A 13695-nucleotide genomic window follows, 5' to 3' on the forward strand; every position below is an offset into this window, starting at 1 on the left:
ACGGTCAGAAAAGAAACCCTAGCTCGTTAAAAAGGTCGAGTTTTTAGACAACTTCTATACAAAGACTCTCAAGTATGTTAAAGATTATAGGGTCGGTCTACTTTGGGAAAAAATACACTAAAAGGGACTAACTGTGGGATGATAGTCCCCAAGGGCGGGGATTCACATGAATGATTTTCGTCACTTGAGCCAGACTAGAAGAACGAGATGGTAGCAGACTACTTCAATAATTACATCACGCTTTTGGCTTTTATTCTGACCGGGATGGTGTTCCTGTCCCTGGTCCTGTTTCTTTGCCGGCTGGTAGCTCCCCGCAATCCAATCCCCGATAAGTTCACTACTTATGAGTGCGGCATGATCCCCATGGGAATGTACTGGTCCCATTTTCATGTCCGCTATTACATTTTTGCCCTTCTGTTTGTCATCTTTAAGATAGGAACTGTCTTTCTCTATCCGTGGGCTGTATTGTTCAGGTCTCTTGGTCTCTTCGGATTTGTGGCGATAATTATCTTTTGGGCCATCTTGTTTCCAGGTCTTTTATACGCCTGGAAGAAGGGTGTGCTTAAATGGGTCTGATCCACAACAGGTTCTCTAAGCCCAATATTTTGACTACCTCCTATGACCTGCTTTTTGATTGGGCCAGAAGTAACTCTCTATGGTGGCTGATGATGGGGCTGGCCTGTTGTGCTATTGAACAGATGTCTACCGGAGGCTCTCATTACGATCTGGACCGCTTCGGCTTTTACTTCCGGCCCAGCCCGAGGCAGGCTGATTTGATGATAGTCTCGGGCACCGTGACTACCAAGATGGCGCCTGTGCTCAGGAAGCTCTACGATCAGATGGCCGAGCCAAAGTGGGTGGTGGCCATGGGCAGTTGCGCTATCATGGGGGGCCCATTTAGGGATTCTTATTCCGTGGTCAAAGGAGTGGATCTGATTATGCCTGTGGACGTCTATATCCCCGGCTGTCCCCCCAGACCGGAGGCTCTCTTGCACGGTCTGATGACCGTGCAGCAAAAGATTAAAAGAGAGACCGTTGTGGTTAGAAATGCGGATAGATGACGGTGAAGCCGGGAGAACTCTATCAGAACCGGACATTTTCTAAAGATGAACTAACCCAGGCTCTCCACCGAGTTCTAGATGGTCTTCCCTATACCCTGGAGGAAAAGGTTGGAGAGCTCTTTATTCTCATTGATGGCCCTATTGTGCTTGAGGTCTGCCGCAGGCTCAACCAAGAGCTGAAATTTGACTACCTGAAGGGCCTGACCGCGGCGGACTATAATGATTATCTCGAGGTTATCTACTGCCTTTATTCTTTCGATAATGCCTACTCCTTGATCGTCAAAGCCAAAATCGACGCCTTAGATCCCAGAGTGGATAGCGTCATCTCCATCTGGACAGGCGTAGATCTGCAGGAGCGAGAGGCGGCTGAGATGTATGGCATTGACTTTGTAGGTCATCCCAATCTCAAGAAGCTGTTATTGGAAGAAGGCTTTGAGGGGTTTCCCCTGCGCAAGAGTTTTCAGTTGCCTGTGGATGAGAAATGACTATCGAAGTAAGCGATGATCTCAGAACCGAATTAATGGAGATAAACTTCGGTCCTCATCATCCCAGCACCCACGGCATATTCCGCTTTATAGCCACTCTGGATGGTGAGGTGGTGGTGGATATTGAGCCCTACATAGGATATCTGCACCGAGGTATTGAGAAGCTGGCCGAGAATAAAAAGTACATGACTGGATTTCCCCTTTATGACCGTCTTGATTATATCGCCTCTTTGACTTATGAGCTTTGCTTTTGCCTGGCGCTGGAGAAGTTGATGGAGATCGAGGTGCCTGAGAGAGCGCAGTTTATTCGGGTTATCCTGGTAGAACTGCAGAGAATATCTACTCATCTTATTTTCTATGCCACCACTGGGCTGGAAGCAGGGGCTTATACCCCCTTCCTTTACGCCTTTAGAGAGAGAGAAGCCATTCTTCGCCTTCTGGAGATGGCTACTGGCGCCAGAATGACTACTAACTACTTCCGGATTGGGGGAGTGAAATGGGATCTACCGGAAGGTTTTGAGAAGGAGCTGCGAAAATTATTGAGCAAATTCCCCTCCAGGCTGGAGGAGTACGACCAACTTCTGACCGGGAATGAAATATTCTGCCAGAGGATGAAAAATATAGGAATTCTAGGTCCTGAAATAGCCATTAATATCGGAGTTAGCGGACCGACTCTTCGGGGTTCGGGGGTCCGCTTTGATTTGCGGAAGGCAGAGCCCTACTCCGGATATGATCGGTTTGACTTTGATATTCCCTATGGGCTTAAGGGAGATGCCTATGATCGATATCTGGTCCGGCTCCAGGAGATGAGGCAGTGTCTGAGGATAATAAGTCAGGCCATAGATGGTCTACCAGGTGGAGATTTCCGGGCCAGGGTGCCCAAGGTGATCAAGCCTCCTGCCGGAGAGGTTTATATGAGGACGGAGGGAACTAGAGGCGAGCTGGGCTTTTATATCATCAGTGATGGCTCAGCCAATCCCTACAAGGTTAAGATAAGGGCGCCCTCTTTTGTTAACATAATGGCTCTCAAACCTATGGTGGTGGGCCACACCGTGCCTGACCTGATTCTCATTTTTGGAAGTATAGACATAGTGATGGGGGAAATAGATAGATGAGTCTGTTGCAGACGATATTGGTCATAATAATAGAGCTGGCAGCAGCTCTGGGGTTTATCATGGTGACCGCCCTCATCCTCATCTATATGCTGAGGAAGGTCATGGGCCACATGCAAGCCCGACTGGGCCCCATAAGAGTAGGTCCTCATGGGGTTTTACAGACGGTAGCTGATGCCCTGAAGCTTTTTGGAAAAGAAGACATCATACCAGCAGCGGCTGACAAATGGACTTTTAGAATTGCCCCGGCCATTGTGTTTACAGCCAGCCTGGCTACCTTTTCCTTTATTCCTTTCGCTCCAAATATAGTGGCTGTGAATGTGGACATCAGCCTTTTTTTCCTTCTGGCTATTTCCTCCCTGGCTGTGCTGGGAATTGTTATGGCCGGCTGGGGCTCCAATAACAAGTACGCTCTTTTAGGAGGGCTGAGGGGCGTGGCCCAGATGATCAGCTATGAGATACCTCTGGTCCTCTCTACTTTAGGTGTGGTTATGATGACTGGCAGCCTTAATTTGATTGATATAGTAGAAAAACAGAAGACTATGTATAATATAGTTCCTCAATTTCTCGGTTTTGCCATTTTCATAGTAGCTGCCCTGGCTAAGATTAACCGCACTCCCTTTGACCTGCCAGAGGCAGAGTCGGAGCTGGTGGCCGGATACAATACCGAGTACAGCGGAATGAGATGGGCCTTCTTCTTTCTGGCAGAATTTGTCAATATTTTTATCATCTCAGCTCTGGGCACCATAGTTTTTCTGGGCGGCTGGAACGGCTTTCTGATTTCTCTGCCGCCCTGGGCCTGGTTCATGATTAAATCCTATGTTCTGATCTTTTTCGTAATGTGGGTCTGGTCCACCTTTCCCCGTTTCCGGGCTGACCAACTTATGGATGTAGGGTGGAAGATTTTGCTGCCTCTGGCCCTTCTGAATATCGCTCTTACCGGTCTGGTTATTTTGTTGAGGGAGGGCAGGATATTTTGATCGGGTTGTTCAAAGGATTGGCTCTAACTCTAAGGACTTACCTGACTCCTGCGGTCACCGTGCAATATCCGGAGGAGAGGCTTCCTATCCCTGAACGGCAGGGCTTTCCCAATCTTAAAATCGATCCAGAAAGTATAGATACCCAGACCAGGGAATTTCGCTATAACTGTAACGCCTGCGGCCTGTGTGCTAAAAACTGCCCCAATCAGGTGATAACAGTGACGCGCAAGGATATAGACGGTGGCAAGCAGCCCGATGTATATGAGATCGATGTAGGGGGATGCATGTTTTGTGGGATTTGCATCGAGGTCTGCCCTTTCGACGGACTGTTCGGGAGTCCTTTGTACGAGATGGCCCACCCAGATAATAAGGCCTTGATCTACGACAAGGACATGCTGACCTACCGCCTGGAATATCCGGTGCTCTGGGGAGAGAAGGAAAGAAAGTGGCAGAGGAAGATAAAGGAGCTCCGCTATTAGCATGGAAATCTCTACAGTCCAGTTGGTAGCTTTTGGCATAGTTACCGCCATAATGCTGATCTCTGCCCTCCTGGTGGTGACGGCCAGGAACATCGTGCATGCTGTCTTTTTCCTGATCGTCACCCTATTCTGTGTGGCCGGATATTTTATTCTCTTGCTGGCAGACTTTCTGGCCGCAGTTCAGATATTGATCTATGTAGGGGCGGTAGTTGTTCTGATAGTTTTTGGGCTCATTCTGACCAGGGCCAGGGTAGGTCAAGCCATCCCTATGGAGGAGGTAAGACAGAGGCTCTGGGCTGTCCTGGTCTCTCTTGTTTTTTTCGGGGGCGCATCCTACGCCCTTCTTAATGAGAAATGGCCAGTGGTGAGCGTAGAAAAGATGGAGGTAACGACCACCAGCAAAATTGCTGATACCTTATTCAATACCTATGTGCTTCCTTTCCAGGTGACTTCGGTGCTCTTGCTGGCTGGGCTCATTGGGGCTATTGTTCTGGCTATGAGGGAGGAGAAATGATTCCTCTGCCATACTACCTCATTGCTTCTACGGCTTTGCTTTCGGTAGGAATTTTTGGGGTTTTGACCAGGAAACATGTCATCCAGATCCTCCTATCCGTCGAGTTGATACTAAATGCGGTCACTATTAACTTTGTGGCCTTTTCTCTGTACATAATCCCCGAGCGTCCCATAGGGCAGGTTTTCGCCATTTTTGTTATCACCTTTGCTGCTGCGAAGGTGGGGGTTGGTCTGGCTATTATCCTGGCTATCTACAAGAGCCTTAGGACGGCCAATATTGAGGATATCAGGCTCTTGAAGTGGTAGATCCAACAGGTGCTTTTGCTCAAAGTTGACGAAACGCCTTGAGTCCAGGGTTCAAGAAAGACAATTGGCGCAATCTGCCTTAAGGATAATTTGACTTGAGGAATTAGAAAGACCGAAGATGTTAGGCTCAATGGGTATTGAAAATATAGTGCTCAACCTGGTTATAGTCATAGCCTTACTACCTCTTCTGTCCTTTGTGCTACTTCTCTTTTTGGGCAGGTTTCTGCCGGGCAGAGGTGGCCCGGTGGCAACGGCTCTGGTAGGAGCATCTTTTGCCGCCTCCCTGTACGTCCTCTTTCAAGTGCTTACCAGAGGTAATGTAGCTTCCTCCATGGTCTGGCATGTGGCGGGAAGTGCCCGCTTTACCCTGGGCCTTTTGGTGGATGAACTGACCGTCTTTATGTTGGTGGTGGTGACTTCCATAAGTTTCGTGATACACCTTTATTCCATTGGCTATATGCACAGAGAAAAGAGACTTAGTTGGTACTTTGCTGTTCTGTCCCTCTTCACTGCTGCCATGCTGAGCCTGGTTATAGCTGATAACTATCTCCAACTGTACATCTCCTGGGAGTTGGTAGGTCTGTGTTCCTACCTTCTCATCGGTTTCTGGTTCGAGAAGAAGTCGGCCAGCGATGCAGCCAAGAAAGCTTTCATAGTGACCCGGCTGGGGGATGTGGGACTCAGCCTGGGCATTATCCTCATCTACGTCTCCACGGGTAGCTTCATTTTCAGCGAAGTATTTCAGCAGGCCGAAGGCCTGAGTATGACCCTGGTTACCGCGATTACCCTGCTTCTTTTCTGTGGAGCGGCAGGTAAGTCAGCTCAGTTTCCCCTCCACGTGTGGCTTCCTGATGCCATGGAGGGTCCCACTCCGGTCAACGCTCTCGTCGATGCTGCCACCAAGATAGGCGCGGGAGTCTACCTGGTAGCCAGGAATTTTCCTCTCTTTGAGCTCTCCGCTTTCTCCACGGGAACGGTAGTCTGGATCGGGGCTATCAGTGCCCTGATGGCAGCTACCATGGCTATGGTTATGACTGACATCAAAAGGGTCCTGGCCTACTCTACGGTGAGTCAGGTGGGCTATATGATGGTGGCCCTGGGAACAGGGGGATACTTCGCCGGTATCTTCCATCTCATGACCCACGCTTTCTCTAAAGCTCTGCTGTTTCTGGGATCGGGAAGCATCATCCAGGCGGCCCACGTCCAGGATATTACCCAGGCGGGTGGACTGTACAGGCGGATGAAAATAACGGCCATCACCTTTATCCTGGGCGCTCTGTCCATATCTGGCTTGCCCCTTTTTTCGGGATTTTGGAGTAGCGACCAGATTCTTCGGGATGTCTACAACTATAACTTCATCATTTATGTCATTCTGACCTTTACCTCGATATTGACTGCCTTCTACATGTCCCGATTGGTCTTTCTTACCTTCTTTGGCCGAAAAGGAGATAAGGCAGAGTATGCCCACGAGTCTCCACCGGTGATGAGCATACCCCTTATCCTTTTGGCCATTCCGACTGTCCTGGTCGGCTTTATAGGCTCGCCCTTTTTGCCTGAAGCCTATCGTTTCTTCACTCTCTTTGCTCCCGAGAGCTTTGGGGTTCGCCAGGTAGAGGCGAACTACGCTGTTATGGGAGGACCTATAGCGGCAGATCTGGCCGGAATTCTTTTGGCCTATCTTATCTATCAGAGAAATCTCAGGCCCCAGGACTGGCTGGCCCGCTATCTGGGACCTTACTATAAGGTGCTTCTCCATAAGTATTATTTCGACGAAATTTACCTTTTCCTGATAGTCAGACCGGTTTTAAGGCTGTCCGATTTCATAGGGCGCTTCGACCTGGCCGTCATCGATCGGGTGGTTAACTGGGTGGGTGATAGCGGACTCAGATTTGCTTCCGCTATCGGCATTTTTGATCTGGGAGTCATCGACGGAATTGTTAACTGGGTGGGTGATACCATGCTGGATAACAGCTCCCGTTTTCGATTGAGCCAGACCGGATACACCCTGAATTACCTACTCTTTTTCTTTGCTGCGGTAGCCTTGTTGGTGCTATGGATCCAGTTTGCGTAAACAACCTGCGGCTCAAGGCCAGGAGGCCTTATGGTCAGATGAATTTACAGGATGAAATTTGTCTCAGGAGGTAACCCATGGGATTTGACATATTAAGCTTGATTCTCTTTCTCCCTCTGGCCGGATCAATTCTGGTACTTCTGATCCCCAAAGAGAACAAGAACCTGATTAAGGGGGCATCTTTGGTCTTTTCTCTGCCTTCTCTGGTTCTTAGTGGTCTCCTCTATTACTATTTCGACCATTCGCTGGGAGCCATGCAGTTCCAGGTCAATGTGCCCTGGGTAAGGTCGGTAGGGCTTTTCTATCAGTTGGGAGTGGATGGGATAAGTCTCCCCCTGGTCATCCTCACCGCCCTCCTCTCCACTGTCTCCCTGCTGGCTTCCTGGACCATTAATGAAAAAGTCAAAGGCTATTTCTCCCTGATGCTCCTTCTGGAGACCGGGATGCTGGGGGTCTTCCTGGCTCTGGACTTCATTCTCTTTTTTATTTTTTGGGAATTGGTTCTTCTCCCCATGTATTTCATCATCGGCCTGTGGGGTGGGCCCAGGCGCGATTATGCCAGCATAAAGTTCTTTCTCTACACCCTTCTGGGAAGTGTTCTCCTTCTGGTGGGAATTTTGCTCCTTTACTTCTCCTCCGGCCTGAAGACCTTCGATATGGTCAGGCTGATCAATGCTCCACTGCCTGCCGCCATTGAGAACCTGGTCTACCTTCTGACCTTTGTGGGCTTTGCGGTCAAAGTTCCCATCTGGCCCTTCCACAGCTGGTTGCCGGACGCCCACGTAGAAGCTCCTACCGCGGGAAGCGTTCTCCTGGCCGGCATTCTCCTGAAGATGGGGACCTATGGATTTGTACGGGTAAGTATACCGATTCTTCCCGGTGCATCCAGATATTTCGCCACTGCCCTGGCTATCCTGGCTGTCATCAGCATTATCTATGGGGCCTTTTGTGCCATGGCCCAGAAGGATATCAAGAAGCTGGTGGCTTACTCTAGCGTCAGCCATATGGGATATGTCATGTTAGGAGTGGCTTCCCTGGCCCCTCAGGCTGTGAATGGAGCGGTTCTTCAGATGGTGAGCCACGGTTTGATCACCGGCATGCTCTTTCTGCTGGTGGGGATGATTTATGAGAGAACCCATACCAGAATGATCCCCGAGCTGGGAGGATTGTCCACCAGGATGCCCGTAATTGCTGGCATCCTGGCCTTCACCTCCTTTGCTTCTCTGGGGCTTCCGGGGCTTTCTGGCTTCTGGGCTGAGTTTCTGGTTCTTTTGGGCACCTTCTCCGTAGGTCTGGCCTTCTACAAGACTATGGCTGTCCTGGCTGCTCTGGGCATAGTCATAACTGCAGGATACTTTTTGTGGATGCTTCAGAGGGTTATTCTACAGACTTACCATGGTCCGGCCATAGAACTCCCGAGGATAAGTTTCCGGGAGCTGGTCTATCTGGCTCCCCTGATCATGCTCATAATTCTTATCGGGATCTACCCGGGGATAGCGCTGGAGATGATTAACAGCACTGTCCTGGCTATTCTCGGATAGGGAGGAGTACAGCACAAGGATGAATTTGAACCTGCTTTTGCCAGAGATAATTGTATTCTCCTTCTCCCTGATGGTCCTTTTTGTATCTCTGTTCTGGAACAACCGAAAACCGAGTCTTACCCTGGGGCTCATGAGTATCGCAGGCCTTCTTCTGGCCATAGGGGCTTTTGTAGTGATACCCAGAGTTGGGGCCACCGCCTTTGGAGGAATGTTTGTGGCTGATGGATTCAGTCTTTTCTTCCGAGTCCTTTTCTTGAACCTGGCGGCCATGATTGTACTTTTGGCCATCGACTTTATGAGGGAGTTCCAAAGACATCTGGGCGAGTTCTATTTTCTGCTCCTTATTGTGGCTCTGGGGGCCATGCTCATGTCCTCTGCCAATGATCTGATCATGATCTTTTTGGCCCTGGAGCTCTTGAGTCTCCCCTCCTACATCCTGGTGGGATTTGCCAAGAGGGACCCTCGGTCCAATGAGGCGGCCCTAAAATACTTTCTCCTGGGAGTCCTGGCCTCAGCCATGCTCCTCTATGGTATGTCTCTTATCTTCGGCCTGACCGGATCAACCGGCCTTGTGGATATCGCAAGCAAGTTTGAGGCTTCAGGGGGCAGTGCTGGCCCAGCTCTTTTGGTGGCCATTATTATGATCATAGCTGGTTTTGGTTTTAAAATCGCTGCTGTGCCCTTCCACTTCTGGAGTCCGGACACCTATGAGGGGGCACCCACCTCGGTCACTGTGCTTCTGGCGACTCTTTCTATGATAGGGGGGTTTGTGGGACTGTACAGGCTATTCTTCATCGCCCTACCTGATTACCTGGACATCTGGACTAAAGTGATATTCATTCTGGCTTTTCTGTCCATGACCATGGGCAGCCTAATTGCCATGTCTCAGGATAACCTTAAGAGACTTCTGGCCTACTCCGGTATTGCCCATGGGGGATACATATTGATTGCCTTTTCCGTGGCTACCTTTGATAGCCAGTGGTCGGTGCTGGTATATTTTCTGGCCTACATTTTCATGACCGTAGGTGCCTTCGCCGTGGCTATGGTGGTGGAAAGGGCCAGAGGGTCCAGCGAGATCTCTGCTCTAGGTGGACTGGGGTACAGCAACCCCTTCCTGGGAGTGACCATGACCATCTTCATGATGTCCCTGGTGGGACTCCCCCCCTTTGCCGGATTTATCGGTAAGCTTTATGTATTCAAGTCTGCTGTGGAGGGAGGAGCTCTTTTTCTGGTCCTGGTGGCTATAGTCACAAGTGTCATCTCTCTCTACTTCTACCTGAAAGTGGTTCGGCAGATCTACTTTGTAAAGGGGGACGGTGAAGCGGTGCCAACGCCCAACCTCTCCTTCGCCGTTATTGCCCTTTGCGCCATCTATACCATTCTGATATGCTTATATCCTGTATTTTTCACCAGGATAGCCCTTGCCGCTATCTCTTAATTTGGCAGCAGGATGGTTTTTTGTAGCTGTCTCCTGACCAGAAAAAGAGGGTAGTAAGATGCCGCAAGGATACGAGTTACTGCTTTCAACTGGGTTGATCTTTCTGTCAGCAGGTCTTCTTTTGGCTGCCTTCACCTATTTGATGGCCTGGATATTTGGCCCCAGGAGACTATCTCCTCCCCATGGCTTAAGGGCCTCAACGGGAAGGCGGAGGATCCACCTGGTGGCCCGGACCATCCCTGATTTTCATTATGTCGCTGCGCTTTCCTTTTCTATCCTCATGCCTGTAGCAGTCCTGATCCTTCTGGGCCTGTCTTCTGCTCCTACAACTGAGAGCAGAGGCCTTCTGGCCATAGGGGTGCTGTATATTCTGGTGGCTTTATCTCTAATTCTCATTTATCTCCTTAAGAGGGGTTTCCTTAGTTGGAAGTAGACCGACAGAAGCACAGGAGGAGAGGTCCTGTCTACGGGAAATTAGAACGAGTCCTGGCCTGGTCACGCTTAGAACGAGTCCTGGCCTGGTCACGCCGCAATTCTCTGGGAATTTATATGATAGGCAGTAACTGCTGTGCCCAGGAGATGATGGCTATCTGGGGTCCCAGCTATGATGAAGAGCGCATGGGAGCCTATCAGGTTATCTCACCTCGACATGCCGACATATTGATAGTAGCAGGATCTATCTCTAAACAACTGGCCAGGGATATAGAAGAAATCTATCTTCAAATACCAGAACCCAAATGGGTCATTGCCATGGGAGCCTGTGCCATTGACGGAGGCCTTTTTGCGGGTTCCTATGCTACGGTCAGGGGGCTTAAAGAGCTGATACCGGTAAGCCTGTTTGTTCCTGGCTGTCCGCCGAGACCAGAAGCCCTCATGCGCGGAATCGTAAAGCTTCAGGAGAGTACAATTGGAGTGGAGGAGGAACCAGGTGCCTGGGGAGAAAAACGAGCTGGAAGAACTTTACTTCAAAGCCCGCCTTTCCCTGCTGAATCTGAAGGATAGAATTCAGGAGACTCTGAGAGACTTGAAGGTGCAGGTAGAAGCGGAGGAGGCGGAGATAATAGTCAGGGTTGACCGGGGAGACCTCCTGGAAGTCCTCCAGAGACTCAAGGAGGAATCCAGGATTTCCTTTGACCTTTTGTTGGATATGGTGGGTCTCGATCTGGGAAAGGAACTGGAGATGATGTATTATCTTTGTGCTTCTGAACCCTGGCAGATCCTGGTGATAAAGGTCCCCCTGCCTGCTGAAGGAGGGACGGTTCCTTCCATCGCCTCTCTTTTTAAGGGGGCAGACTGGTACGAAAGGGAGATTCACGAGATGCTGGGAATCCAATTCAGCGGCCGGAAAGAAATAGAGAGGCTTTTTACTTCCGAACAGCAGGAGGGCTTTCCCTTAAGAAAGGATTTTCGCGGCTGAAAAACTGTCACCAAAGAATTTTCGGAGTTGAAAGATACTATGATCCTACCTGAGCACAAGGAGGAAACCGCCAACACTCTGGAAGTAAGTTGTGGCGCTCAGCTCCCTGGCACCGATCTGTCTTTACGTTTCCACCTCATCCTGGATGTGGATGAGATCGTGGACTGCCGCCTGAGAACGGGGTTTTCCCATCGGGGGATTGAAAAACGGGCTGAGGAGTTAACCTACCATCAGCTCACCTCTTTACTGAGTTTAGTCGATGCATCCAGCGGCATCTCCGGTGAGCTGGCTTTCTGTCTGGCTGTGGAGAGGCTCATGGGATGGAAGGTTCCCGAGAGAGCAGTCTGGATCAGAATGATTATGGCCGAACTATCCCGCATGGCCAGCCACCTGGGCTGGCTTTCCAGATTCTCAGCTATAATGGGCTCCGAGGCCGGTTATCACTATGCCGAGCGAGACCGGGATCGGGTCCTGAGATTATTAGAGTTGGTTACCGGATCCAGGATAGCTCCTAATTATGTTAGGGTGGGGGGAGTGCGGGAGGACCTTCCCGCCGAGTTTGAGCCAAGACTGACAGAGTTTCTGCATCTTTTCAAAAGAAGATATGAAGAGTACCATCTTCTTCTGACGGAAAATAGGTTTTTCCGGGATAGGGTGGAGAACCTGGCCGTCCTAAGCAAGGAAGATGCCTATAGCTATGGGGTTACCGGCCCAAATCTGAGAGCCTGCGGGATCAGGATCGATGCCAGAAAAAATGCTCCCTATAGCGGATACGACCAGGTTGTATTCAAGATTCCTATGGGTAGAAAAGGCGATTGCTTTGATCGCTACTCTGTGCGCTTGAAGGAGATCAGAGAGTCGGTGGAAATTGTCAAACAGGCTATGGAAGCGCTACGTCAGGGTGAGGTTCTTAACAGTCCTCCTCTCGGGCCTATTCCCCCGCCCGGCCAGGCGTATGTGGGAATAGAATGTCCCCACGGCCAGTTGGGTCTTTTTCTTAAGTCCGATGGTACAGAAAAGCCCTACCGACTCAGGATTCGGGGGCCGTCTATGGCCCATCTTATGGCTCTGGGTAAAGTGCTTTTGGGGCAGAGGATCTCTGATCTTCCCACCATAGTGAGCAGTTTCGATATATCTATGAGCGAGGCAGAGAGATGAGTGAGGTAGATAGGAGCGAGGTGGAGAGGTGATGCCCTTTGTGACAGTTTTCTTAAAATCTATCCTTATTCTGCTCTTTCTTTTATTTTCGGTGAACCTGTATATTTATCTGGAAAGAAAGTTTGTAGGCCATCTGCAGGCCCGCCGAGGGCCTATGACTGGCTTTCATGGGGTACTCCAGCCAGTGAGTGATGTTTTCAAGTTAATATTTAATGGCCAGCTTGTTCCCGATGAGTCCAGGAAAGTCTTCTTCAGACTGGCTCCCTTGTTCGCTTTTCTTCCTGCTTATATGGTGTATTTAGTTTTACCCTTCTCCAGAAGGCTCCTCCTGGCCGATCCAGATGCCAGCCTGCTCCTGGTGCTCTCTTTGTTATTTCTGTCCATGGTAGGCCTTTCCTTCTCGGGGTGGGCTTCGGGCAACCACGAAGCAGCGGTAGGATCTATCTACATCCTGACTAACCTGGCCAGTTTTTTTCTACCCTTAGTAGTCAGTGCGGCCAGCATCTCTTTTCTGGCTGGCTCTCTGAGCTTGATCGATATCGTGGAGGCCCAGTCGAGAGTCTGGTTTATTTTTCTTCAGCCTCTGGGCGCCGTGGTTTTCCTGGTTTCCATCTTGAGATTGATTGAGCGATCACCCTATGCCTTTCCCTACGTCGATCCTGAATTGATCGCCTCTTATAAAATCGAATATAGTGGGGCTGGTCTGGGATTTCTCATTTTCACCGAGTACCTGAATTTCTTTACCATGATGGGAATATTCACCATCCTATTTCTGGGCGGATGGGAGGGTATTTTCGAGATGCCCTCCGTGATCTGGTTTTTGCTTAAGGTGTACGCGGCCTCGTTTTTTGTCCTATGGATCCGATCAAGTCTGCCCAAACCCAGATTAGAGGAAGTTATGGCCAGAACCGGGTGGATGTTTCTCCTTCCCCTGGCTCTACTAAACCTGATCCTTACTCTTGTCTTTGTAACTTTTGTCAGGCCGTTAATCTAAATTTAGCTGGTGGTCATTCGGGGGTCGCACCCTCGAACAAGGGAGATAAGGAGTCTATTCTTTAAGTAGATGGAAAGTATAATCAAAAGCATGATCCAGACCTTCAAGAATCTGGTTCGAAGATCCGTAACTGTTCTCTA

General features: G+C 49.8%; 16 protein-coding genes. All 16 read left to right on the forward strand.

Features of this window, described 5'->3' with window-relative positions:
- Nucleotides 1–207 precede the first annotated feature (207 nt).
- The 16 genes from HW443_RS05800 to HW443_RS05875 all read left to right on the forward strand — a co-directional run bounded on the left by HW443_RS05800 (nt 208) and on the right by HW443_RS05875 (nt 13555).
- Nucleotides 208–576: an NADH-quinone oxidoreductase subunit A gene (locus tag HW443_RS05800; protein WP_176229509.1), complete on the forward strand. Its 369-nt coding sequence runs from the start codon at nt 208–210 to the stop codon at nt 574–576.
- Nucleotides 567–1061, forward strand: coding sequence for an NADH-quinone oxidoreductase subunit B (locus tag HW443_RS05805; protein WP_176226333.1), 495 nt, complete (start codon nt 567–569; stop codon nt 1059–1061). Before HW443_RS05800 ends, HW443_RS05805 begins: the two co-directional genes overlap by 10 nt.
- Nucleotides 1058–1546 (forward strand): NADH-quinone oxidoreductase subunit C, encoded by a 489-nt coding sequence (locus tag HW443_RS05810; RefSeq protein WP_176226334.1) that lies wholly within the window; start codon nt 1058–1060, stop codon nt 1544–1546. Before HW443_RS05805 ends, HW443_RS05810 begins: the two co-directional genes overlap by 4 nt.
- Nucleotides 1543–2661: an NADH-quinone oxidoreductase subunit D gene (locus HW443_RS05815; RefSeq protein ID WP_176231345.1), complete on the forward strand. Its 1119-nt coding sequence runs from the start codon at nt 1543–1545 to the stop codon at nt 2659–2661. Before HW443_RS05810 ends, HW443_RS05815 begins: the two co-directional genes overlap by 4 nt.
- The gene (nuoH, locus tag HW443_RS05820; protein ID WP_176226336.1) at nt 2658–3638 is read left to right on the forward strand and encodes an NADH-quinone oxidoreductase subunit NuoH; all 981 of its coding nucleotides are present in this window, start codon (nt 2658–2660) and stop codon (nt 3636–3638) included. Before HW443_RS05815 ends, nuoH begins: the two co-directional genes overlap by 4 nt.
- Complete coding sequence (locus HW443_RS05825) at nt 3635–4117, forward strand: 4Fe-4S dicluster domain-containing protein (RefSeq protein ID WP_176231346.1); 483 nt, start codon at nt 3635–3637, stop codon at nt 4115–4117. Before nuoH ends, HW443_RS05825 begins: the two co-directional genes overlap by 4 nt.
- A 1-nt stretch (nt 4118) precedes the next feature.
- A complete protein-coding gene (locus HW443_RS05830; protein ID WP_176231347.1) occupies nt 4119–4631 on the forward strand; it encodes an NADH-quinone oxidoreductase subunit J family protein in 513 nt (170 codons plus the stop codon).
- A complete protein-coding gene (nuoK, locus tag HW443_RS05835) occupies nt 4628–4936 on the forward strand; it encodes an NADH-quinone oxidoreductase subunit NuoK (protein WP_176231348.1) in 309 nt (102 codons plus the stop codon). The genes HW443_RS05830 and nuoK overlap by 4 nt, the downstream gene beginning before the upstream one ends.
- A 118-nt stretch (nt 4937–5054) precedes the next feature.
- Nucleotides 5055–7007: an NADH-quinone oxidoreductase subunit L gene (nuoL, locus tag HW443_RS05840; protein ID WP_176237978.1), complete on the forward strand. Its 1953-nt coding sequence runs from the start codon at nt 5055–5057 to the stop codon at nt 7005–7007.
- A gap of 77 nt (nt 7008–7084) precedes the next feature.
- Complete coding sequence (locus HW443_RS05845; RefSeq protein ID WP_176237979.1) at nt 7085–8548, forward strand: complex I subunit 4 family protein; 1464 nt, start codon at nt 7085–7087, stop codon at nt 8546–8548.
- Between the two features lie 19 nt (nt 8549–8567).
- Entirely contained in the window at nt 8568–9986 is a 1419-nt protein-coding gene (locus tag HW443_RS05850; protein WP_176235346.1) for an NADH-quinone oxidoreductase subunit N, read from the forward strand.
- A gap of 58 nt (nt 9987–10044) precedes the next feature.
- Nucleotides 10045–10419: a hypothetical protein gene (locus tag HW443_RS05855; RefSeq protein WP_176235347.1), complete on the forward strand. Its 375-nt coding sequence runs from the start codon at nt 10045–10047 to the stop codon at nt 10417–10419.
- Nucleotides 10410–10988 (forward strand): NADH-quinone oxidoreductase subunit B, encoded by a 579-nt coding sequence (locus HW443_RS05860; RefSeq protein ID WP_176235348.1) that lies wholly within the window; start codon nt 10410–10412, stop codon nt 10986–10988. Before HW443_RS05855 ends, HW443_RS05860 begins: the two co-directional genes overlap by 10 nt.
- Nucleotides 10915–11403 carry an NADH-quinone oxidoreductase subunit C gene (locus tag HW443_RS05865; RefSeq protein ID WP_176235349.1) on the forward strand — a complete coding sequence of 163 codons (489 nt, stop codon included), beginning with the start codon at nt 10915–10917 and terminating at the stop codon, nt 11401–11403. Before HW443_RS05860 ends, HW443_RS05865 begins: the two co-directional genes overlap by 74 nt.
- Nucleotides 11404–11430: 27 nt before the next feature.
- A complete protein-coding gene (locus HW443_RS05870) occupies nt 11431–12561 on the forward strand; it encodes an NADH-quinone oxidoreductase subunit D (protein WP_176235350.1) in 1131 nt (376 codons plus the stop codon).
- A 31-nt stretch (nt 12562–12592) separates the two neighbouring features.
- The gene (locus HW443_RS05875; protein WP_176235351.1) at nt 12593–13555 is read left to right on the forward strand and encodes a complex I subunit 1 family protein; all 963 of its coding nucleotides are present in this window, start codon (nt 12593–12595) and stop codon (nt 13553–13555) included.
- The last annotated feature ends 140 nt before the right edge of the window (nt 13556–13695 follow it).

It is taken from the genome of Candidatus Hakubella thermalkaliphila, assembly GCF_013281975.1.
Classification (GTDB): domain Bacteria; phylum Actinomycetota; class Humimicrobiia; order Hakubellales; family Hakubellaceae; genus Hakubella; species Hakubella thermalkaliphila.

Coding starts and splice junctions, on each gene's coding strand:
- HW443_RS05855 (WP_176235347.1), top strand. CDS start 10,045: ATGCCGCAAGGATACGAGTTACTGCTTTCAACTGGGTTGATCTTTCTG.
- HW443_RS05805 (WP_176226333.1), top strand. CDS start 567: ATGGGTCTGATCCACAACAGGTTCTCTAAGCCCAATATTTTGACTACC.
- nuoK (WP_176231348.1), top strand. CDS start 4,628: ATGATTCCTCTGCCATACTACCTCATTGCTTCTACGGCTTTGCTTTCG.
- nuoL (WP_176237978.1), top strand. CDS start 5,055: ATGTTAGGCTCAATGGGTATTGAAAATATAGTGCTCAACCTGGTTATA.
- HW443_RS05830 (WP_176231347.1), top strand. CDS start 4,119: ATGGAAATCTCTACAGTCCAGTTGGTAGCTTTTGGCATAGTTACCGCC.
- HW443_RS05875 (WP_176235351.1), top strand. CDS start 12,593: ATGCCCTTTGTGACAGTTTTCTTAAAATCTATCCTTATTCTGCTCTTT.
- HW443_RS05800 (WP_176229509.1), top strand. CDS start 208: ATGGTAGCAGACTACTTCAATAATTACATCACGCTTTTGGCTTTTATT.
- HW443_RS05850 (WP_176235346.1), top strand. CDS start 8,568: ATGAATTTGAACCTGCTTTTGCCAGAGATAATTGTATTCTCCTTCTCC.
- HW443_RS05815 (WP_176231345.1), top strand. CDS start 1,543: ATGACTATCGAAGTAAGCGATGATCTCAGAACCGAATTAATGGAGATA.
- HW443_RS05810 (WP_176226334.1), top strand. CDS start 1,058: ATGACGGTGAAGCCGGGAGAACTCTATCAGAACCGGACATTTTCTAAA.
- HW443_RS05845 (WP_176237979.1), top strand. CDS start 7,085: ATGGGATTTGACATATTAAGCTTGATTCTCTTTCTCCCTCTGGCCGGA.
- nuoH (WP_176226336.1), top strand. CDS start 2,658: ATGAGTCTGTTGCAGACGATATTGGTCATAATAATAGAGCTGGCAGCA.